The organism is Bacillus sp. EAC (assembly GCF_002156875.1).
GTDB lineage: Bacteria > Bacillota > Bacilli > Bacillales > Bacillaceae_G > Gottfriedia.
Window position 1 is genome coordinate 166,196 of record NZ_NCSY01000014.1, and the last position, 23,429, is coordinate 189,624.

Annotated in this window: 20 protein-coding genes; 15 read left to right on the plus strand and 5 right to left on the minus strand. The window is 33.4% G+C overall.

Going from position 1 to position 23,429, the window contains the following annotated elements:
• The first annotated feature begins 83 nt into the window (after positions 1-83).
• The 3 genes from B7R65_RS19415 to B7R65_RS19425 all read left to right on the plus strand — a co-directional run bounded on the left by B7R65_RS19415 (position 84) and on the right by B7R65_RS19425 (position 1,965).
• The gene (locus B7R65_RS19415) at positions 84-902 is read left to right on the plus strand and encodes an alpha/beta fold hydrolase (protein ID WP_088044486.1); all 819 of its coding nucleotides are present in this window, start codon (positions 84-86) and stop codon (positions 900-902) included.
• Between the two features lie 93 nt (positions 903-995).
• Entirely contained in the window at positions 996-1,664 is a 669-nt protein-coding gene (locus B7R65_RS19420) for a DUF3885 domain-containing protein (protein ID WP_088044487.1), read from the plus strand.
• A 91-nt stretch (positions 1,665-1,755) separates the two neighbouring features.
• Positions 1,756-1,965 (plus strand): hypothetical protein, encoded by a 210-nt coding sequence (locus tag B7R65_RS19425; RefSeq protein ID WP_218780451.1) that lies wholly within the window; start codon positions 1,756-1,758, stop codon positions 1,963-1,965.
• A gap of 80 nt (positions 1,966-2,045) precedes the next feature.
• Here B7R65_RS19425 and B7R65_RS19430 read toward each other — a convergent pair whose 3' ends face one another.
• Positions 2,046-3,392, minus strand: coding sequence for a D-serine ammonia-lyase (locus tag B7R65_RS19430; protein WP_088044489.1), 1,347 nt, complete (start codon positions 3,390-3,392; stop codon positions 2,046-2,048).
• Positions 3,393-3,791: 399 nt separating this feature from the next.
• Here B7R65_RS19430 and B7R65_RS19435 point away from each other — a divergent pair, with 399 nt between their 5' ends.
• Positions 3,792-7,919 carry a S8 family serine peptidase gene (locus tag B7R65_RS19435; RefSeq protein ID WP_088044490.1) on the plus strand — a complete coding sequence of 1,376 codons (4,128 nt, stop codon included), beginning with the start codon at positions 3,792-3,794 and terminating at the stop codon, positions 7,917-7,919.
• Between the two features lie 198 nt (positions 7,920-8,117).
• On the opposite strand, the gene B7R65_RS19440 is transcribed toward B7R65_RS19435, so the two are convergent.
• Positions 8,118-8,318 (minus strand): cold-shock protein, encoded by a 201-nt coding sequence (locus B7R65_RS19440; RefSeq protein WP_088044491.1) that lies wholly within the window; start codon positions 8,316-8,318, stop codon positions 8,118-8,120.
• Between the two features lie 277 nt (positions 8,319-8,595).
• Here B7R65_RS19440 and B7R65_RS19445 point away from each other — a divergent pair, with 277 nt between their 5' ends.
• From B7R65_RS19445 to B7R65_RS19465, 5 genes are all read left to right on the plus strand, one after another.
• A complete protein-coding gene (locus B7R65_RS19445) occupies positions 8,596-9,102 on the plus strand; it encodes a protease inhibitor I9 family protein (protein WP_256941419.1) in 507 nt (168 codons plus the stop codon).
• A gap of 118 nt (positions 9,103-9,220) precedes the next feature.
• The gene (locus B7R65_RS19450) at positions 9,221-9,733 is read left to right on the plus strand and encodes a protease inhibitor I9 family protein (RefSeq protein ID WP_256941420.1); all 513 of its coding nucleotides are present in this window, start codon (positions 9,221-9,223) and stop codon (positions 9,731-9,733) included.
• 263 nt (positions 9,734-9,996) lie between these two features.
• Positions 9,997-10,782 carry a GDSL-type esterase/lipase family protein gene (locus B7R65_RS19455; protein ID WP_088044492.1) on the plus strand — a complete coding sequence of 262 codons (786 nt, stop codon included), beginning with the start codon at positions 9,997-9,999 and terminating at the stop codon, positions 10,780-10,782.
• A gap of 480 nt (positions 10,783-11,262) precedes the next feature.
• Positions 11,263-12,588 (plus strand): cell division protein FtsZ, encoded by a 1,326-nt coding sequence (ftsZ, locus tag B7R65_RS19460; protein ID WP_088044493.1) that lies wholly within the window; start codon positions 11,263-11,265, stop codon positions 12,586-12,588.
• Between the two features lie 280 nt (positions 12,589-12,868).
• Complete coding sequence (locus B7R65_RS19465; RefSeq protein WP_088044494.1) at positions 12,869-14,506, plus strand: Ig domain protein group 2 domain protein; 1,638 nt, start codon at positions 12,869-12,871, stop codon at positions 14,504-14,506.
• Between the two features lie 90 nt (positions 14,507-14,596).
• On the opposite strand, the gene B7R65_RS19470 is transcribed toward B7R65_RS19465, so the two are convergent.
• Positions 14,597-15,097: a hypothetical protein gene (locus B7R65_RS19470; RefSeq protein WP_088044495.1), complete on the minus strand. Its 501-nt coding sequence runs from the start codon at positions 15,095-15,097 to the stop codon at positions 14,597-14,599.
• Positions 15,098-15,197: 100 nt separating this feature from the next.
• Here B7R65_RS19470 and B7R65_RS19475 point away from each other — a divergent pair, with 100 nt between their 5' ends.
• From B7R65_RS19475 to B7R65_RS19495, 5 genes are all read left to right on the plus strand, one after another.
• Positions 15,198-15,791 (plus strand): vWA domain-containing protein, encoded by a 594-nt coding sequence (locus B7R65_RS19475; protein WP_088044496.1) that lies wholly within the window; start codon positions 15,198-15,200, stop codon positions 15,789-15,791.
• Positions 15,792-16,268: 477 nt separating this feature from the next.
• The gene (locus B7R65_RS19480; protein ID WP_256941421.1) at positions 16,269-16,892 is read left to right on the plus strand and encodes an EcsC family protein; all 624 of its coding nucleotides are present in this window, start codon (positions 16,269-16,271) and stop codon (positions 16,890-16,892) included.
• Between the two features lie 660 nt (positions 16,893-17,552).
• Positions 17,553-18,941 (plus strand): outer membrane protein assembly factor BamB family protein, encoded by a 1,389-nt coding sequence (locus B7R65_RS19485; RefSeq protein ID WP_088044497.1) that lies wholly within the window; start codon positions 17,553-17,555, stop codon positions 18,939-18,941.
• Between the two features lie 516 nt (positions 18,942-19,457).
• The gene (locus B7R65_RS19490) at positions 19,458-20,087 is read left to right on the plus strand and encodes a hypothetical protein (RefSeq protein ID WP_088044498.1); all 630 of its coding nucleotides are present in this window, start codon (positions 19,458-19,460) and stop codon (positions 20,085-20,087) included.
• A gap of 174 nt (positions 20,088-20,261) precedes the next feature.
• Entirely contained in the window at positions 20,262-20,408 is a 147-nt protein-coding gene (locus B7R65_RS19495; protein WP_179194933.1) for a hypothetical protein, read from the plus strand.
• Positions 20,409-20,660: 252 nt separating this feature from the next.
• Here the strand turns inward: B7R65_RS19495 and B7R65_RS21435 are convergent, their stop codons facing one another.
• Both B7R65_RS21435 and B7R65_RS19505 read right to left on the minus strand, forming a co-directional pair.
• Positions 20,661-21,047, minus strand: a complete 387-nt coding sequence (locus tag B7R65_RS21435; protein WP_179194934.1) for a hypothetical protein — start codon at positions 21,045-21,047, stop codon at positions 20,661-20,663.
• A gap of 175 nt (positions 21,048-21,222) precedes the next feature.
• Entirely contained in the window at positions 21,223-22,149 is a 927-nt protein-coding gene (locus B7R65_RS19505; protein ID WP_088044499.1) for a patatin-like phospholipase family protein, read from the minus strand.
• 264 nt (positions 22,150-22,413) lie between these two features.
• Between B7R65_RS19505 and B7R65_RS19510 the strand changes: the two genes are divergently transcribed.
• A complete protein-coding gene (locus tag B7R65_RS19510) occupies positions 22,414-23,373 on the plus strand; it encodes a hypothetical protein (RefSeq protein ID WP_088044500.1) in 960 nt (319 codons plus the stop codon).
• The last annotated feature ends 56 nt before the right edge of the window (positions 23,374-23,429 follow it).

Here is a 23,429-nt window from a genome sequence, read left to right on the forward strand (position 1 = left end):
AAATAATATAGTAAACAATCAACAAATTCAGTCGATAATTCAATAATTATAAGAAAATCAAATAATGTTAGGAGAATGTTAAAATGCCTAAGTGTTTAATTAATGATTTGGAAGTTAACTTTGATGTAATCGGCAAAGGAAAACCAGTAATAATGATTCACGGTTTCACTCCAGATTCTAGATTGATGAAGGGATGTATGGAACCGATATTCGCTAAAAGAGAAGGCTATAAACGGATTTATTTTGACTTACCAGGAATGGGTGAAACAAAAGGAAGCAATTACATAAATGGCACAGATGATATGTTGAATTTCGTATTGGATTTTATTGATTCAGTTATACCTGACCAATCTTTCTTGTTAGTTGGTGAATCGTATGGTGGGTACTTATCGCGAGGAATTATTGCAAATAGAAAAGAAAAAGTTGAAGGAATAGCCTTTATTTGTCCAATGATCATTCCAGATATGGAGCAAAGGTCATTACCGGAGCATGTTGTACTAAGTGAAGAGAAGGAATTAATTGAACAGTTAAGTGAAGATGAGAAAACTGATTTTCGTTTGAACAATGTTGTATTAAATAAAAATACTTGGAATCGTTATACGAAAGAAGTGGTAAGTGGTTGCTCGATTGCTGATCAGAATTTCTTATCAAAAATAAGGAATAATTATGGTTTCACATTTGAAATAGACAAAATAACATTTGAACAACCGAGTGTTTTTCTATTAGGATTACAAGATTCAGTTGTTGGATATAAAGATGCGTTTAGACTAATGGACAAATTTCCACGTGCTACTTTTGCAGTATTAGATAAAGCAGGTCATAATCTACAAATTGAGCAAGATGGTTTATTCAACACACTTGTAAATGAATGGTTGGACAGAGTATTAGAGTTAAATGATTAAGTTAGTGATATTTATGCAAAGCTAGTTAATTGAAGAAATCTAGTTTTTCATTGACTCTTATTTTAAGGATTATATGAAAGTGAGAATAATTAAATGAACTTAAAAGACTATCTCAATGATAGATTTCCTGCAGTCGAATTAATTCCGAGTGTTTATTACCAGTGGGAAATTGGCATTCACTTTACACTTGGAGGGAATATCTATCAGTTCATTAAAAAAGATGAATTAAATTATGATAGGTTTCGACTTGTTTATGGACAAACTTTAACGATCTTTAATGAGTTATTTGAGAAGGACGATGACTTGTTCATTGTGACTAACATGTACAAGCACAAAACAAATGAAAAACATATTAGAAAACTCAAAGTATACAAACCTTTTATTAAGCGAAAAAGTGATTTGAACAGAATACAGGTGAAAACCTATCCGTATCCATTTGAGTTAGATGAAGCAGAAACTTATGAAATGCAACAATTTTCTTTGCTGTGTAAACGAGAAGACTTCCGTGTTCAAGAATTACTTAAAGCTGCGTGTAATGAAGATTTTCCATTAAATCCAAAGTTAGGTGGTTACTCAATAGATTATCCGGATGTGTTTTTTGTAAATATTTCAAAAGACATTATTTTTTTCATCTACGACGACCGAGGCTGTGAGGTTATTGCCCGTGAAGCAGACAAAATACTTCCAATTTATGAGAAATACTATAATTGGGTAGAAGAAGTTGATCGGAAACGGATTGAAAATGGATTAAGAGTAAGATAAGTCATTATTTACATACTTAAGGTTGCAACACTCCTTTGCTTGCTAGAAAACTAATTTATTTTGTATAAACTGGTCATTAATTACACAACATATGAAAAAACGAAATAAGGTGATCAGTTTGGGTGAAGAATTCACTGTTGGAAAAGACTATGAACATGCTTCGATAAAGGATGTTTTGCATGATTTAGGCTTTCAAGAAGATGGTCGATCATATTCAAAGGATGGTAAACGATATAAATACGGGGGCATTGATAAATATCAGAGCTATGTTTTTTCAGTTACGATGAATCCTTTAAAATAATGAAAAAGTAATTTATTAAATCAGATGAAAGCAAAAAGAAGCATAACCTTTAAAAAGGTTATGCTTCTTTTATAATAAAATCATTGTTTATCTAATGCTAATTTCAATCCATTTTGATAATACTGGTTCATCTCTTCTTCAGGAACCATACTTCCACCTGTTCCCCAAACAATATGTGTTGCTTTTTTCTTCAATTGTTCTAAATCTTGATTGGTTCCCTCTTTCCCTAATATAATCGGTCCAATCATTCCTGCTAGCGCAGATGGCTCAAGTTTTATTCCTTCTGTATCGACTAGTTCTTTCAATAATAGATACAAGTGTTCATCGCTAACTGTATAATTTCCACTTAAGAAAGGTTCAATCGTTTTTCCGACAAATCCAGAAGGTCTCCCTACTGCAAGTCCGTCGGCGTCAGTAATATTATCAATGCCTACATCTTGAACTGAAATTTTATCATGGAGACCTGTCATTAAACCGAGTAACATGCAAGGTGAGTGGGTTGGTTCTGCAAAGAAACAGTGAACATTGTCTTGGAACATTAATTTTAATCCAAATGCAACTCCACCGGGACCACCGCCTACACCACATGGAAGGTAGACAAATAAAGGGTGGGCTTCATCCACTGATATGTTTAACTCATCTAATTGTGTTTTAAGTCGGATTGCTGCTACAGCGTATCCTAAAAAGAGGTCATGTGAATTTTCATCATCAACAAAATAACAAGTAGGGTCAGCGTCTGCTTGACTTCGACCTTCTTCTACAGCTTTGCTATAATCTGCCTCATATTCGATTACTTCAACATTTTTGCTTCTAAGTAAGTCTTTTTTCCATTGTTTTGCATCAGCCGACATATGTACTGTTACTTTAAAACCTAACTTTGCACTTATGATTCCTATACTAAGTCCTAAATTACCAGTCGATCCAACTGCGATTGAATAGTTTGAAAAGAAGTTTTGGAACTTTTCACTAGCTAATATGGAATAATCATCATCCTTAGATAACAGTTGATGCTGAAAAGCTAGTTCTTCTGCATGCTTGAGCACTTCATAAATCCCGCCTCTAGCTTTAATTGAACCTGAAATAGGCAGATGACTATCACATTTAAGTAATAATTCACCTAAGATTGGCTGTTGATATGCTACTTCTAACGACTTTTTCATTGAAGGAATTCTGACTAAAGGTGATTCAATGATGCCATTTGTCTTCTTTGTTTCAGGGAAGACACTTGCAATATATGGTGCAAATCGATTTAATCGATCTTCAGCATCTTTAACATCCGCAAGTGTAAGAGCAGATTTCTTAATTCCTTTTTGAAATGCTTCAAGTTTTGGATTTATCCAAAAAACTTCCTCTAACGAAATGATCTTGTTTAGTGAAGGTAATTGGTCTTTCAGGTTTTGTAGTTCGACTATTTCAATCGGCTTCATTTAATCCTCCTATGTAGCTTGTGGTTAGTTGTCTGTACAATGTATTCATTTTTAATAGTAATTTACCTTTTCATATAAATCAAAATTCTGTCATTCAATTTAAATTGGAATAAAAACATCCATTTACTACCAATTATACAGTTAGTTAGCTTGAAAATTAAAAGAGTTATATCCAATTGCCCCATTAAAACGGAGGAAATCTGTCGGATAAAGAAGTATTTTATTGGAATTACTGATAAAACTGGAAGTCATAACCCCCATTGACCCTAAATTGAATTTTTTAAATAATATTAAGTGAACGTTAGTTTTTCATTAGAATTATTAAAAAAAGTTAACACTATTGAAAATGTGATTTTAATAGAATTCCATTTTCGTAGTGATTAAACTGGGAGGAAGAAGATGGGAAGTAGCATACAAAAAAATAAGTTTGTAAAAAGCATGACTGTTTTAGCGCTATCAACTAGTTTTATTTTAGCCTCATTTGGAAATGTAACGAATGTATCGAAAGCCGTGAGTTTGACGAATGTTGATGACATGCTTACTAAGTTAACGCCAATGCAAAGGGCTGCTTTAAATCAACTAACAGCAAAGGCTACGACGGGTCTTCAAATTTCTCATGATATTGATTTAAAGTCTACTGAACAAACGAATGTAATTGTTGAGTTTACAAATAAGCCAGCAAAAGTGGCTAAAATTGAAGCAAGTGTAGAAGGAAAGCAGCTTACTGAGGCCGAAGCTTCAGGGTTAGTGGATCAGGATCATAAAACGTTTCAAGCTGAAGTGGGCCAAGTATTAACTGATGAAAAAAAGTCAAAAGTAAGTTTCAAGATAAATCGATCATATAAAACTGCCTTTAATGGTGTATCAATGAATCTACCTGCAAATCAAATTGAAAATCTATTAAAATCAAAAGTAGTAAAAAATGTTTGGAGTAATGAACAATTCAAGATTGATCCTCCAGACCAAAAAGAAATTACTGACCAATTTAAAGCTGATGAATTTAACATTGCGAATTATTCACCTTACGATGGATTAGACCGTATTCACGAAGAAGGTTTAACAGGGAAAGGAATTAAAATAGGTATTCTGGACACAGGGATTGATTATAATCATCCAGATTTAAAGGATGCTTATAAAGGAGGATACGATTTCGTCGATAATGATAGCGATCCAATGGAAACGACTTTTGCAGATTGGAAAAAATCAGGCCAACCAGAAATTATTAATTCGAATACATATTATACCGAGCATGGAACACATGTAGCTGGAATCATCGGCGGCCGAGGAGTTGCTGACAGTGAGTATAAAACGATTGGCGCAGCACCTGAAGCAGATCTTTATTCTTACCGAGTACTCGGACCATATGGAAGTGGTACGAGTGATGACATCATTGCAGCGATTGATCAAGCGGTGAAGGATGGAATGGACGTCATTAATATGTCATTAGGTGCTACGATCAATAACCCACTTTTTGTCACATCTGTAGCCGTTAATAATGCGGTATTAAGTGGAGTGACAACTGTTGTAGCTGCGGGGAATAGTGGAGATCAGATGTATACACTTGGTTCGCCAGGAGCAGCGGCATTAGCATTAACGGTTGGTGCATCATCTAGTGCGATTGATGTGTACGAATATACAGGTAAACAAAATAGTAATGATTATAGATTAAGAGAATTAGCTAGAAACTATTCTGATGATTTAACTAAATTACAAGGTAAAACATTTAATCTAGTTGAAGTCGGACTTGGGTATCCAGTTGATTACAATGGAAAAGATGTAAATGGAAAGATTGCCCTTGTAAAGCGGGGGGAAACTGCATTTGTTGATAAAATCAAAGCCGCGAAGAATAAGGGTGCAGCAGGAATTATCATTTATAATAATGAAGAGAACAAAGCAGAAGGAAACATTCAAACGTATGTAGGTGAATCAATATTTGCAATTCCAACTTTCTCTATTTCATATGAAGATGGACTAGCAATTTCAGAGACAATTAAAGCCGGTAAAACAGATTTCTCATTTGGTGATTTTACAAAAATAAAAACACCTGAAGATGAATTAGCTAGTTTCAGTTCAAGAGGACCATCTCGTATAAATTATGATATCAAGCCTGAAATAACTGGGCCAGGTGTTGCCATACTTTCAACTGTCCCATTTTATATAAATGATAAAACAGTAGATGGCACAAAACCTGGGGATTATAAAATTGCATACGAACGATTATCTGGTACATCTATGGCTAGCCCTTTTGTTGCAGGCGTATCCGCACTATTACTTCAATCAAATAAAGATTTACAGCCAGCAGATATAAAATCTATTTTGATGAATACAGCAGATCCATTATCTAAAGAATACAGTGTATTTGAAGTAGGAAGCGGACGAGTTGATGCGTATGAAGCAATTCACTCAAATGTTGAATTAAGTGTCGTAGATAAAACGCGTACTCTTATTAATGGAAAGGAAAAATTAATTAATGAGTTAACGGGTGCAATGAGCTTCGGATCACTAAGCTTTAATGACAAAAATCAATTAGCATCACGAAATATTACACTTAAAAATCGAAGTGAAAAGGCGAAAACCTTTAACATTAATGTTCACTATCAAACTGGATTAAAAGGATCAAAAGATGCATCTAAAAATAATGTGACATTAACTTCTCCAACAACTGTAAAATTAAATGGAATTAGCCAAAAATCAATTCAATTTAATTTGGATATCCCGAAAACTGCTGAAAAAGGAATTTATGAAGGCTATATCGTTTTTACAAATAGTGTGGATTCTACAGAACAATATCAAATCCCATTTGGTGTTCACTATGTAGAAGAAGGATTTAACTCAATGAAAGCACTAAATAAAATGATGACTTCTGATTATACGAATTGGTATCCTTTATTAGATTACGACACTACCGTACTGTTTAATTCTAGATCAAATATGGAAACACTGGATTTCGTTTTGTTAGATGGTGAAACCAATCAAGAGATTGGGTATTTAGGACAAATGGACGCTTCTCAACTTAATGATGATACTGATTATTATGTAAATGGAGTATTTACCGGAATGTATTTACCATTTACTGGAGACACAAAACAACCGATATCAACTAAAGCGGTAAAAGTACCGTATGGACCAGCCCATTATAAAGTGAAAATGATTGGAACAAATAAACAAGGGAAAACATTCGGGGTGATTGACCATACAATGATTGATATTACAGGTCCAACATTGACGACAGATTTAAATGATGGCTTTATTGAAATTAAGCCTGGTACGACATCTTATCCGATTTCAGGGAAAGTTTTTGATAAAACAAATGATGACTATAGAAAGCAAGGAATTGCGATTGATCAATCAAGCAATTTTATAATGGAAAAAAATAATCATTATTTATATACGAATGGATTCTATGTTGATACGGAAGGAAACTTTTCGTATGATATCCCGATTGATCCGACTGCAAGTAGCGTAAATGTAGAATTACAAGGGTACAATACAGCTGGAATTGGAACAAGATATAAAAACTTTACATTTGTTCCAGAAGGCACACCATATGTATATGGAAGTACTGAAAATGATTATGTGAATTTAGGTGAGAACGTAAAAGTTACTTTAACAGCTAATAATCTTACAGATGCGAGAAAACTAGCTACTAGTTTCTCATTTTCAAATAGTCAATTAGAAGTGATTGATGTAAAAGTACATCCTACGATCGAAAAAATTGGACACGCAAAGCTTACAACTGAAACAGTTCCATCTGGTTCAAGTACAGAATTAAATGTAAAGATGGAATTTACAGAAGGAAAAGTATCAGGTGATGTTCCATTTGCTGAAGTAACACTTAAAGTGAAAGACGATCTTTATGAAATAATGTATCCTTTCGAGGAATCATCCGCTTCTTATGCAAATGAATCAAACGAAACATTCTCAATGGTCTCTGCAATTGTCCCAATTTGGACGAAACCATTAAAATCAGCAACTTCGGGTTCACTTGGAATACCAGAATCATTCGTAAGAGAAGGTAGAAATACTTGGAGAGTCGACCCATCTCAAATAGGAGCAGTTTTATCTGTGAAAGATAAAGAAGGTAATAATTATCCTGGTGTACTCAATCGATATGGACAACTTAGCGTTGAAAAATTACCTATTACACTTGAAGAGTTGGTCGAATCAATCGATCTTCCAGGGCATTTCACGATTTATAAACCATTTCATGTAGGGTTTGTGAATGATGAAGGGAAAGCTACTGCACACCATAATCCAGAAATCAATTTAATCGCTCCAGTTCCAGGAGATGTTAATAAAGATAATGTGATCGATATAAAGGATGCAATTTTCATCCAAACATACTGGGGTACGAATAAACGTAGTGCAGATATAAATTTTGATGGTAACGTCGATGCAAAAGACTTTGCGTTTTTTGAGAAGAATTATTTAATGCAGAATCCGACTGTGGCTGATGCTCCTAAGCCTGTTAAGAAATATAAAGGTAAGGCAATTGAGGATATAAAAACTGAGTTAGGAATAAATTAACATATAGTTAAGGGATTTCTAATAATATTAATTTAATTCAGTAGATCATTTGCAGACATTTTTTATTTGGGCTATAATAACTTAAACCATTTTCTTTACTAGATATATCCCTTATTCGTTCTATTGAATAAGGGTTTTTTATTTTTTTAGAAAAAAAAAAGACAAATTCGATAAGAATTTGTCTTTGTGTATGTTATATTATGCTTTTTTAACGTTTGTAGCTTGTGCACCACGTTGTCCTTGTTCTACTTCAAATGTAACTGCTTGACCTTCATCTAAAGATTTGAAACCTTCACTTTGAATTGCTGAGAAGTGAACGAATACATCATCTCCATTTTCGCGTTCGATGAATCCAAAACCTTTTTCTGCATTAAACCATTTTACTTTACCATGTTCCATTAAAAAATCCTCCTTGTGTGGGTTGCACACATTGTAATTTAATTATAATAACAATAAAGTTAAAAATAATCAAATAGACCAAAATTGTTTAGTTCAAAAGATTTTACTTAACTTCTTTAAAGGGTAGTTTATATTAATAGAAATAGACAGAATTCTAAAGAGAGAGTTTAGGATTAAATGGATTGAGAATGAAAAGACAATCTAAGGGAGACAATCCTGATAGATTGTCTTTTTTCATTAAAACATGAATACAGTTTTTAAAGGAGTGGTAGTTAATATGAAGAAGTTTACTAGTGGGGCCATTTTTATGGTGACAATCCTTTCAATCTTGAGAGGATGTAGTGAGAATACATTTAATAGAAATAAGATAATGAGTCAGGTAGAGGAGGCGAAAGAAACGATGGGTACTTCAGTATTTGTAGATCCTAGCATTGATCAATCTAGTAATAAGACTGTATCGATTATCATTGAATTTAAAACTAAGCCAGCGAAAATCGCAGTAATTGAAGCAGAAGCGCAGGGGAAACAATTAAGTTTGGATGAGGCTAAGCAAAAAGTAGAGGAAAGTCATGAGCAATTCCAAAAAGAACTACAAACTTTACTAGCTCAAAATCAAGTACCATTTACCGTAAAGCATGTTTATAAGACAGCTTTGAATGGGGTTTCGATGGAATTGCCTGGGAATGAAGTGAAGCGATTGATGCAGTCAAGTGTGATCGGAAGAATTACTTTAAATAAGGAAATACATCTTGATCCACCGATTCAGCCGTTTAAGCAGATGTAACATGTTAGAGTAATAGTTACTTTTAGTAGTGAGATGAGTTTTCAGTGAATTAAGAATGAAAAGACAATCGAAGGGACACAATCCTGATAGGTTGTTTTTTTATTTTAGAGGAGTAGATATGAATATGATGAGATTATATAAAGGTACCATACTAGTTGTAGCAATTCTTTCAAGTATATTTAAATGGAATGAAAATACACTTAATAAGAATCAATTTATAAATGAGGGAAAGGTGGTAAAAGAAACGATGAGTGCTTCTTTTTATGTAGACCCTACCATTGATTTTTCAAGTGAAAAAATCATTTCAATTATCATTGAATTTAAAATAAAACCTGCTAAAATTGCTGTTCAAGATGCTGAGGCTGAAGGAAAACAATTAACGTTAGAAGAAGCAACTAAAAATGTTGAGGAAAGTCATGAGATGTTTCAAAAAGAACTAAAAACTTTACTCGATGATCACCAAGTTCCTTATACGATAAGACGTACATATAAGACGGTCCTCAACGGTGTTTCGATGGAGTTACCAGCAAAGGAAATCAAAAGATTACAGCAGTCTACAGTGATAGAGAAAATCTATCCAAATAGAAAAGTTCACCTTTTTCCATCTATTACACCATTTAATCAAATGTAATTTCCTTTTAATAGGAATTCTGAATTAGTCAGATTGATTTCATAGATCAATCTGCTTTTTCTGTTGCAAGAAGACTAACATAAGAGACCTTAACAAAAGAATTGCTAACTCGACATTTCAATCTTAATACTGCTTATTTTGTTGGATGAATTTTATGCTAAAAGTACTATTCTATTTATAGACTTACTGTAGCATTATATTTATTTCTCGGAGGTGACTTCCCGGGAGAGCTGATTGACTAAATACATAAATGGGGGAGTAGGATGAAAGCTTTGTCTAGATTTAGACTACCAATTTCTGTAATGCTTACTTTTTTACTAATTTTTACGTTTTCATTCCCAAAAGGATCTCATGCGGCAACACTTAAAACGAACGTAAAGTATGTCTCTCTTGGCGATTCATTGGCAGCAGGACAAACGCCAAATAAAACGATTGATAAAAGTTATGCTGATTTTCTCTCAGATCAACTTAAACAAACAGGTTATAATGTAACGACTCAAAAATTTGGCGTGCCAGGCTACACGACAAAGAACTTATATACACAGATATTACAAGATACAAATGTGCGAAATGCGATTGATAAATCATCAATTGTTACGATTGATATAGGAGCAAATGATTTGCTTCAAGTTCCTGGCATCCTTAGCGGAAATGCTAGTCCAAAAGCTGTTGATGATGCTGTGTGGAATGCATATTTATATACTGTTTTAATCCTTGGAGAAATTAAATTTATCAATCCAAAGACGCAGGTGTATTTAATGGGATATTACAATCCATTCTTGCGTCTGCAACTAATCAATTCTCCGTTAGCAGGTCCTTTTGCAGCTTTACTTAATCAATTGAATAACAATATTTTACAAGCTTCAAAGATGTATCCATCCGTTTATTATGTACCGACAGCTGAAGTTTTTTCTGCAAATATACAAAATTATTTAAGGTATGTACCAAATGCTGCTGATATTCACTTAAGTTTAGAAGGATACCAGGTCGTAGGTAATCAATTTTTCCAAAAAATAGTTAGTGTGAATGCATTACCGATTGCTCAGTAGAGCTGAAATTAGCTGATGAAAAATCAATTAAATAGATTAATATTCGTTTGGGAATATTAAATTTTCATGTCTATTATTGATAAATAAGTAAACCCTCGTTAATAATTTACATGTAACGAGGTTTTTTTGTATTCATTTTTAATTATCATTTCTGTTTAAACTTTTATACAATAATTTTATATGGAGTGATTATAAGAGGGGATTGTAAATGTTTGATCGTAACATTATACTCATATTTTTTTATTGTTTCTTAGGGAAAATAATATGGTGAAAACAGCAATGGTTTCTTTTAAATAAGTTAGCTGGTAAAATACTAACAAAGTATTTTGATAGGATGCATGAGTGGAGAAAAATTCCATTCCTACTACTCTGCTAAAACATACATAAATAGATAAAAGATTCGAATGATATGAGGGGTTCTTCGGTCACTCTTTGAAAAGCGTGAAATGAATGGGATTTGATTGACGAGGAGGAATAATCATGTTGGAATTTGATACGAATATAGAACAATTAGCAAAGATAAAGGTCATCGGAGTTGGCGGTGGCGGTAACAATGCCGTGAACCGTATGATTGAGGATGGAGTTGAAGGGGTAGAATTTATTGCCTTTAATACAGATGCACAAGCTCTTAAGCAATCAAAAGCTAGCATCACGATGCAAATCGGTGCAACTTTGACAAGAGGTTTAGGTGCGGGTGCAAATCCGGAGATAGGAAAAAAAGCTGTAGAAGAAAGTAAACAGCAGATTGAAGAAATAATTGCAGGCGCGGACATGGTATTCGTAACAGCCGGAATGGGCGGTGGGACAGGCACAGGAGCAGCGCCTTCTATTGCTAAGATTGCCCGAAATCTTGGAGCACTAACAATTGGGGTTGTCACACGACCATTCAAATTTGAAGGTAAAAAGCGTGCAGTCAACGCGGAAATGGGTATTAAAGCACTTAGGGATGCAGTTGATACTTTAATTATCATTCCAAACGATCGATTATTGGAGCTTGTCGATAAAAAGACACCTATGCTTGAAGCCTTCCGTGAAGCGGATAATGTACTTCGCCAAGGGGTTCAAGGGATTTCCGATTTAATTGCTGTACCTGGTTTAATCAATCTAGATTTTGCTGACGTCAAAACAGTCATGTCCCATAAAGGAACGGCTTTAATGGGAATCGGTATTGCTAAAGGTGATGGACGAGCTGTTGAGGCTGCGAAGAAAGCATTAAATAGCCCATTATTAGAAACTTCGATTAATGGAGCTCACGGTGTAATCATGAACATAACTGGTGGACACAATTTAAGTCTATTTGAGGTACAAGAAGCAGCCGATATTGTTGCATCTGCGTCTCACGAGGAATTAAATATGATATTTGGTTCAGTCATAGATGAAAGCTTAAAAGACGAAATTATCGTAACAGTCATTGCGACTGGATTCACTGAGCAAAATGAGACAGTGGTAAAAACGTCTCCTCAGCCTGCAATGGAAGAAGTGACTAATCGATATATGACCAATCGTTATCAAAGGGAAGAACGTCATCAATATGAACCAGTAAATCGTAACGAACAGGTTCAAGAATATGACCGATACCAATATGAACCGAGAAACCGTAATGAACAGGTTCAACAAGATTATGATCGATATCAAAATGACCCAAGAAGCCGAGGCGAACAGGTTCAGGAATATGATCGATACCAATATGAGCCAAGGAATCGTGAAGAACATGTTCAGGTTCAAGATCTAGACAATTATTCGAAACAACAAGAAGATTCTTTGTATATTCCAGCGTTTTTACGTAAGAGGAAGAATCGATTTTGAACGATTAAATAGTTGACTCTTTAAGTTTAAAATTAATATGAAAAGCCTAATTTCTCAGTAACAAAAGATGAGAAATTAGGCTTTTTATGTGAGACATTCGTATTGTTAAAATCTGAAAAAGAGCAAGTCATTTAACCTTAGCCCTTTAGTATTAAGAAGGAACATAGTATTCTATAATAATCATACTTTGGAATGAACTTTCTGTTTAACTTGTTCTTAATATTCAGTTTACATTAATATGTTAGTTTAGATATGAATACACCAAAAAGGAGTGAATGGAATGACTCGTCAAAGGATTTCAATTTTAGCATTATTGATTTTGATTTTGTCTCCAGCTTTTTATTTTGTTGTACCTAATGTTTCTGCTGAAAATGCGCTCGACCCTGCACCACAGTTGCAACCAGTCGGAACTGCAAATGGCAAGAAGATTTTATTTGATAATACCCATGGTCAAACTGCAGGAGCAGCAGATTGGGTATTGGATGGAGGATTTTCGGATTTTGCGAATGCATTAGCTAACAAAGGTTATTATGCAAAAGAGTTACGAAAAAGTACTCCGATTACATATGAAGATTTACAAGGATACAATGTGTTTATCATTGGAGAAGCAAATATACCATACAAAACTTCTGAGCAGGACGCTATGATCCAATTTGTCCAAAACGGTGGGAGTATCTTTTTTATTGGAGATCACTATAATGCAGACCGCAATAAAAACCGCTGGGACGCATCAGAGGTTTTTAACGGTTACCGTCGAGGAGCTTATTCCAATCCAACAAAAGGAATGGGAGCAGAGGAAGCTTCGTCTACTGCAATGCAGGGCGTAACAGGATCTGATTGGTTGTCAACGAACTTCGGAATCAGGTTCCGTTATAATGCGATAGGTGATGTTACTGCCAATGACATTGTAGCACCAAGTCAGGCTTTCGGAATAACTACTGGAGTCTCAACGGTTGCTATGCATGCAGGCTCAACATTAGCTATCACTGATTCAAACAAAGCAAAAGGGATTGTGTATCTGCCTTCAACATCTACGAAATGGGCAAGTGCTGTTGATCAAGGTGTATACAGTGGTGGAGGAAGAGTAGAGGGGCCTTTTGCTGCGGTTTCCAAGCTAGGATTAGGTAAGGCGGCGTTTATTGGTGATTCTTCACCAGTAGAGGATGCGACTCCTAAATATTTACGTGAGGAAAACGGTGCAAAGAAGACAACATACGATGGTTTTAAGGAACAAAATGATGGTACTTTACTTGTTAATATAATTGATTGGCTATCAAAACAGGAAAGCTATACAGCATTATCACAAGTTAGCGGATTACAGCTTGATCAGCCGACTACATTACTTTCTATGGAAAATCCGCAAACATCTACTGAACCAATTGCGGAACCATGGGCAGCACCTGATGCAGGTTATAAATGGTATGATCCTTCAACATTTAAGACCGGATCATACAACTCTGGCTCTGGTGGACCTGTTGTCCCGGCGACATTGAATGAGAATTTTGAGTCTGGTACAAAAGCAGCTTATACTTCAGGTAATGTAACGCTTCCGAGTGGTTCATGGTATTTTGACAATGCACTTATTGGCAATTTAGCTGGGGATAAGAAAACGGGTGTGCAGTCTGCTCGTGTCCGTTCAAATGGTGCACTTACGATGAATTTCGATGTAAACGGCGCAAAGACTCTTAAAATCTCTCATGCGAATTTTAGTACGGACAGTGGAGCGAATTGGCAGCTACAAATGTCTACTAATGGTGGCTCTACATGGACAAATGTCGGCAGTACAAATACTAGTACATCTACATTGACTGTTAAAACATTTACCCTTTCTCAGGCGACTTCTGTTCGATTCCGGATTGTTGTATCAGGTACTACAGGGCAGAGGATTAATTTTGATGATATTGTGATAAGTAATTAAGTGCGCCCTATATAAGTGTATCAATAGTTTAGACCTATCCAAAATGGATAGGTCTATTTATTTCTCGGTAGAAAATCTTAATTTATGTCCTTATTTAAGCAATCCGACTAGCGGCTTTAAGCTAAAATAATCCAACGCTTCATTCACGAGATTGATATCATAAATCTTCTTTTCCAAACAAAATTGAATAACTAAATCACTTATATCACTGTCTGATAATGAGTAACCAGCAGAGCCTAATAGTTCTTCTGTTTCATCTTGATTTAGTTCTAGGGCTAAGGCGAGAGCTATTATGGTATTTTTCTTTGGACGGTAACTTGGATTGGAGCGGATTTTTGAAAAATGTTTTCGATCGATTCCGGCTTTTTTATAGATTACTGGATCACTAGTATTTTTTTGATCTATAAAGTTAAACAACACTTCGCTCAGTGTAGGTTTACGTTTATTTTTTATAAAATCTTCTATTTCTAAAGAGTGAAGGTCGAATGTATCTTCTTTAAGTGAATATCGTTTGTTTTCTAAAACTTTAATAGTGTTTAAGTGGCTTTCTACATACTCCTGTAATTCTATTAAAAAATTTTTGTTTAGCATATAGTTTTTCTGCCCTCCTAGAAATGTCGCTTTACAGGCGACCAATTAACGAAGCAATTTAGTTACTATTATAACATCAAGAAACAGGAGGATGATGAGAATGAATAGTAACGTAACAGAAATCATTTTTTTATTAGACAGAAGTGGATCAATGGCTGGACTTGAAGGTGATACGATCGGTGGATTTAACTCGTTTATTGAAAAACAATGTAAGCTTGAAGGAGAAACTTTTCTAACAACAGTGCTATTCGATGATAAATATGAGGTTTTATGGAATGGTATTCATGCAAATAATGTGAAATTAACCGAAAATGAATATTATGTAAGAGGGACAACTGCACTATTAGACGCGGTCGGAAAGACGATCTTAGATGTTGGTTACAGGCTGGCTAGAACGAATGATGATCAAAGACCAGGTAAAGTTATTTTTGTGATAACAACGGATGGAATGGAAAATGCAAGTAGTGAATTTACTTATAGAAAAGTTCAAGAGTTTATTAAACATCAACAAGAGAAGTATAATTGGGAGTTCATTTTCATGGGGGCAAATATTGACGCAGTTAAGGAAGCAGAAAGTATTGGAATTTTGAAAGAAAATGCTTATAACTTTGAAGCAACTGGGGAAGGTGTAGTGAGTTTGTATGATTCAATTTGTGATGCTGTGTCTAAGAAAAGACAAAAAAACTTCGATTAATTTAATTGAATTGAATCGTATCACAAGTGATGGTAAACAAAAAAGACCAGGTTACAATTGAAATGTATAAATTGAATATGTTAAAGAATCAAATAATATAGTAAACATTTAAAAGTATTAGAAGAAGAACAAGCATAATATAGCTTGTTCTTTTTTATTTTTTAATTAAGCTAGATTTATTTTTTAATAGTAGATGGTATATTGGTATGGACTATTTTATTAATAGTAGAAAGGAACCAAGAAAAAAGAAATGCTTATAATTCAATTAACTAATGCCAAGGTTATAGCCTTTGTAGTGGAGTCATTCTTCCTTTTGAAATTACTTAAATTAATATGGGCTTTTTAAACATTACTTATAGTGAGGAAAAATTAACCGATATACAACCGATATACCTTAAAGTAAGTAATTTTACATAAATTGGGTTACGTGTTTAAGGAAAAATACCTATCTATGACTTCATTTTGGGGGAGAATATAGTGACAACAAATAGTTTAACTGAAAGTAAAATGACACAAGTATTAGATTGGGCTTTTGAAAAAGCCGTTAATGGACTACCAGGAACTGAAACTGCAGCAGAATTAGCAGAAAGTTATTTAAGTAAAAATTCATCGGTTGAGAAAGCTATCGATAGCTTAATACGTTGGCAAAATGCTAAAGGAGCAACAAGCGGTTTTCTAACTGGATTAGGTGGACTTATCACATTACCAGTAGCTATTCCAACAAACGTTGCATCAGTTATGTACGTACAAATTAGAATGATTGCTACAATAGCTCATATAAGAGGCTACGATTTAAAGGATGACCAAGTTAAAACTTTTGTATTTGTTTGTTTAACTGGACAAGCTGCTACTGATATTCTAAAACAAGCTGGTATAAAATTGGGAACGGCACTTGCAAAAGAAGCCATAAAAAAAATACCCGGAGAGGTTATTAAGGCAATTAATAAAGCCGTAGGTATTAGGCTGGTAACAAAGTTCGGACAAAAGGGAATTGTTAATTTGGGAAAAGCTGTGCCTTTAGTAGGGGGAGTAATTGGCGGAGCAGTTGATGGCATAAGTACAAATGCTATAGGAAAGACTTCTAAGAAAGTTTTTGCTTAAATATGAGGAATTTGAAAAAAGATATTAACATTAAAGTTAGCAGGGTGGAAAAAGTGAAGAAAGAAGTAATGGCAATATAAAAGCAGCATTTTGAAATTCTTGACGGGTCAAAAAATAACGGGTTACTGTTGAAATGTGTAGAATATTTAAGTTAAAGAATCAAAAAATTAGATCGAAATTTAATAAACATATAGAAATATTTAAAGAAGGACAAGTAGAAAAAGCTTGTTCTTTTTGTTTTAAAATAGGAGAGATTAGCTTTTAAAGGGATACAGTATATTTTTTGGCAATGACTAAAGACAGATTATTTTAGGTTGTTAAAAGAATAAGTTGTTGAAACGAATGTCGTATTATGTAATAAAATGTCGTTTATTATCGCTTGCTGGAAATAAATGTCATATTATAAAATTTTAATATCGTTTTAAATTATTTTAACTCAACTTTTGGACATAAAAAAATTCAGTGTGACCCTTGATATAACTAGACAGAGACTCAAACCATTGTATTAATTGATAGTTATCGAATTCAAATAAACAATGCCTTTGCCTGGTAGCTGCTGTAGTGCTGTTAGGATATAACTAGATGTCACAAAGGATTGTAGCCAAAAATCAACTACGAAAGTTAAATAATGGAATTATCTAAAGGAAAGAGGAGATTTTATTGAAAAAAACACTTGGAATTATTACTGCAGGTGTATTAATTTTAAATTCAATTTTTTTAGCTCCAAAAGAATCGAGAGCAGTTACTACAAATATAGGTTTTCCACAAGGTGAAATGTACGAAAATGGTGGATATGATCCAAGTGCCGCTGCACCTGTTTTCGGGAACTGGTCATATAACTCGCCTTTTTCTGGGACAGAAACAAATGTATTAAAATGGGAAAAAGACATTACTGATATGATTTCTTACTTTTCTCCAACTGTTATAGATAAAGATGGAAATATCTATTATACAACAGGTGATGAAGAAGTTGTGTCGATTGATAAACATGGAGTACAAAGATGGAAAGTAAAACTTGACACTTCTGCTTCACAAAATGTTGCACCAGCTATTGGATATGATGGAACAATATACGTTGCAGGAGGTCTCAGTATATTTGCTTTAAATCCCGATGGTACCGTGAAATGGAAATCTACACCGACAGTTGGTACATTTTATAGTAGTCCGGCCATTGGAAGTGATGGGACACTTTATGTACAAGATGCAAAAGAATACAAACTCTATGCATTTAATGGGAATGACGGTAGTGTGAAATGGATCTCAGCTGCAGCTCCCAAAGCATGGGATCGCAATACAAGTCCTGTTATTGATAGCGAGGGTACGATCTATGTAAGAAATGATGCTTTTATTAATGCTTATAATAAAAGTGGTACATTAAAATGGTCTTATCAGACTGCCACTGCTTCAAACTTAATTTTATTAAAAGATGGTAAGATAGCCGTATCAAATTACAATCCTGGTAGCCCTGGTACTGTGAAAATTATTGATCGTAGTGGGAATTTAGTTAAATCATTTGTAACAGCAAACAGTGGGGGGCGTTTTATAGTTCAAAACCTTTTTAATGATCAACTTATAGTAGATGATGGGTATAACATTACTTCATTCAACGAAGATGGTACAAAAAATTGGTCCTATAACACTTCGGGTTCGACTCAGCATCAACCTGTTATTGATAAAAATGGTGTCATTTATTTCGGCAGTGATGTTGGTAAAATGTATGCTTTAAAACCAGATGGTACAGTCAAATGGCAACTTAATTTATTACAACATTACGGTGGCAGTGTTTTCAGGTTTTTTAATGGCGGAATAAGTATGGATAAAAATGGGACACTTATTACTGCCGGTGAATTATTTAAAAATGCTGTTTTTACAACAAAAATTATTGCTATCGGAGATGACTCAGTTCCGCCAATTGATGAAACATGTAGCGGCTATTTAGAACAAATTGAAACAAAAATAGCAAACGGCACTATCACCCAAGAAGAAATTAAAGAAGCTCAACTTAGACTAAGTAAAGATTTATATAATTTAAGTTTAAAAGAAAATTAAGAATATCCCATTTATAGGTGATAGTCTTACAGCGAGTTGAATAACAAGTCTGTCTAGAAATATTATTAAAATACTTTAGAAAGATCCCCCTTTGTAGGAAATAAATACACAGGGGATTTTTTATGTATTACCTCAAGGGAACATTGACAACACGAAAATTTGTAAATGTTGTGAAGCTATGTATGGTAAAAAACATAATCTAGTTCTAATGAATTGGAATATTGTTTAAGAGCTATTCGAAGCTTTTATAATTCTTCAATCGCTAGACCGACTATCGAACCTTACGAATTCAATATAATGTAGATTGTTTGATTAAATAGGTTTTATAGTTTTAAATGTGTGGTAGATCAAGGATATAGCTGTTAAATAAGGGATTCAGACAACTAATCTATTTTAACAGTATAAAACAACCTCATTTAGATTAATCAAGGAAAATCACATATTAATAAACATGAGTGAATTTCGAGTTGTTAGATTATAAGGGTGTTATATATTACTAAATTAATTGGAGGAAAAATGATAACTATATATGTAATAATAGGAATATTAGTAATAATGGGCCTAATATTTATTGATATTAAGCGCAATTATAATGAAATCCCGATTTTTAAATGGACCTTTGAAAATGGAGATTTTTATTTTTCAGTCCCATATTATATTTGGCAGGTAAATAAAAAAATGCTAGCTAGAAAAATGTATTTTCAAAATTCTATATTAGATTTTGAGGGGTATAAATATGAAATCACAAATTTTGGAGGGGATTTTCCAAGAACTAAAGGTGGATTATTTTTTGAGAGAGAACTACGTTTTTGGGGAAATCCATTAAATATATTAAGAACAAATAGTAATATGCATATAACAATAAATCAATATGGTTCGGGAAATATAAATATTGAACTGAATAATAACGAATACATAAATAATATTATGAATATACAAGAATATTTATCTAAAGATATATATATAAATGGAACAGACAAAGAATTAATGCAAAACTTTTTAAACAAAATATTAAGTGGACAAAGCATAAATATTAAGGAAGCTAAAGGGGCATATGATACTTTTTTAAAGTATGAACCTTTGCTAAGTTTTGCAGTAGATATTTTGTCATTAATAAAAGAGTTCTTCAGTGGAGCGAGTTCCTAACTCAATAAACATCGAAATGAACCCAATCACAAGTTATATTAAACAAAAAAGAGCAGGTTAGAGTTGAAATACATAAATTATAAGTTGAAGATATAAATAATAGAGTTTACATATAGAAAAGTACAAGAGCTTATTAAACACCAACAAGAGAAATATAATTGGGAGTTCATTTTCATGGGGGCAAATATTGATGCAGTTAAAGAAGCAGAAAGTATTGGGATTTTGAAAGAAAATGCTTATAACTTTGAAGCATCTCGTGAAGGTGTAGAGCATTTGTATGATTCAATTTGTGAAGTTGTATCTGAGAAAAGGCAAAAATGACTGAAGAAAAAGAACCATATCATATATGATATGGTTCTTTAAGTTGCTAGAAAATCGATTAACACGATACGAAGAAACGTATTAATGTAATGATCCTCCTGCTAATTCAAAATAGACAAAATTGATAAAAGTGAAACATTTATAGATAAACTAGACAATACTTTGAATGATCAAATACTAGCATTTCTTGTCCACATTCAAGGTGAAAAATAAGATATTGAACCGTAAATAGACATACCTCAAACTTACAAGTTAAATCTCTCTTCTAGTAGGTCTGCTTAACTTTGGCAATCTAAATTCTGTCGTTTCCGATTCTGCATTTTCAGCTCCACCGGCAGTTTCCGAAGCTGTTACGATTGCGCTCTTTTTGACTTCACTATCTCTTACCTTTATACCTTGCTGACCGCCCAATTCATCGTTCTGCTTACCAGCAATCCCACTTCTGCCATTACCATTTGCAAATTGTGATTTATTATTTGCAGTTTCACTATGGTCATTAGCATTTTGGCCACCTTGATTGGCGTTCATACCAACATTCCGTAGAATCTGACCTCCACCTTCAGCTCTTTGTTCAATATGGTCTCCAATATGAATGTGGTATTCAATATTAATTTCAACTTCAATTTTCTTTTTTGACATAGGAATGACTCCTCCTTTCCTATTAATACTATAAATATATTCAATGGTAATAGTTTTTGATTAGACGGTTTAATAGACTATTGTTAATTTTGACTTCAATTTAATAGTTTTCGAAACGAGATATATAAAAAGAGGGGTTAATATAAATGGTATGAAGGGTATTACGTGATCCGGTTCATTGTAATGGTAGATTCAAAGGATACATTTTCTTGTATTTTTCATAATCCCAAGTTAGTAGAAATTTTTTAGAAGCATGATAACCATTTGAATATAGTTCCGATTTTTCTTCCTGCGTCAAATGGAAATCTGTACTTGAAATATCTCCTGTAGGAATTTTAATTGTACGCTCATTAACTGATTTTGTAAGATGTCGTAGGTCATGAGCTTGCCTCATTGTTTTAAATATTGCTTTATATAAAGAGATAGGTCCGAGATCCTCAATAGGTTCCCCTATAATTTCATCTTCTACTAATTTAAACCCAAATGTTGGCCAATCATGTTGATCGTCAAAAATCCAAATTGGAAAATTGCTAAGAATTCCACCATCTACAATAAAATAAGGGGATTCAGAATTTGGAGTTTTTAATTTAATAGGTTGAAAGAAAAAGGGAATCGTTCCACTCATTCTAACTGCATGAGCAATCGTAATGTCCTTTGTTGTTAACCCATAATCTGGTAAATCATCAGGTAGTACGACCATCTTCCCATTACTGATATCTGAAATGATGATTTTTAATTTTCCTTCCTCTTTAAAGTCATCGAAATAACGAATTCCCTTTTTTAGCAATAAAGCTTCTAACCATTCTTCTTCATAGTCATTCTTATATAAACCATTTTGAAACCAAACGCTTAATCCTATTCCAATCAGAGGGATATAGTTTAACCACGTTTTCTTTATAAATTTCTTGTAATCTAGATTTTCCATTATTTGTTTTATTTCTTTACCTGAATAACCACATGCTAGGAGTGCAGCAACAATTGCACCAGCAGAAGTTCCGGCCAGGCGAGCCCACTCGTATCCATCCTCTTCTAACGCACAAATGGCACCAACATGTCCGATTCCTCTGACACCTCCACCTTCAAAGATGCCATCAATTTTCATTTTATGTTATCCCTTCCTTTCGAATTTTTAAAAAAGTATATTACTATAATTATATTTAAGTATCATTCAATATGTGATAAACCATTGCATCTTTATAGTTACTAAGAATTTATTTTTGAAATTATTTGCAAGTGGATAAGTAGATTACGTCCTAAATCTCATTTTTGTACCTAAGTAAGTCAGATTAGTTACTATACTTAGTATGTTAAATGATTAAATATGGTAGGATATGGATATATGCAAAGATAAATAAGGAGAAAATAAATGGGCTTAATTGACAATCAAAAAAATTTCTTTGAAAAATATAAAATCGATGAACAAGAATTTGAAGAATATGGATTAGAATGGTCAAAGTTTATTGAAATTTACAATGAATACATAACTGAAATACCAAATCTCGAAACGGTAGCTACTTTTATTTCGGAAATTCTTCGTAAAAATCCTGAAATTCATACAGTCAAATCGAGAATTAAATATCCGGATCATTTAATAGAGAAAATCATTCGAAAAACGATAAAAGGTAAAAAATCGGATCCATCATATGAGATCAATGTTTCGAATTATAAAACAGAAATAACAGATTTAATTGGAATAAGAGCATTACATTTATACAAATACCAGGCTGCAAATATTGATAAAACGATCCGAGTGAATTGGAATTTACATGAGAAAGCAACCATCTATTATCGTCTCGGTGATCTTACGAATGAACAAAATATAGATGATGAAAACTTTCAATTTTTAGTTCATGATGCAGGCTATCGCTCATGGCATTATGTAATCGCATCACAAATGACAAAAGTAAATTATTTAGCAGAAATACAAGTAAGAACGATTTTTGAAGAAGGCTGGAGCGAAATTGACCACCAATTAAGATATCCTTATGATTTAGATAACAAAATATTAAATGAACAACTATTAATCTTAAATAGACTTTCAGGTGGAGCGGATGAATTAGTAAATTCCATTCTACATACAAAAATGAGCATCTATCAACAAAATCAAGAAAAAGAAAATCGTGATCGTCATTTGAAGGAGTTATTAAATGAAATCTATAAGTTATCTGAGGATGGCAAATTAAATGAAGTTGATATGAAATCATTGGTGGAAAAAGTAAAACAAATAGAAGAACAGGAAATCGAAGTTAATTATAGGAATTTGTTTAATAATCGATCGATTGAAAATTATTTGAAGCAGAGAAGCTTACCTAGTGTTGATTTTTAGAGTATTGGAAAATGTAAATTTGATAGAGAAATATGAAAAAGCTGATTTCTAATTAA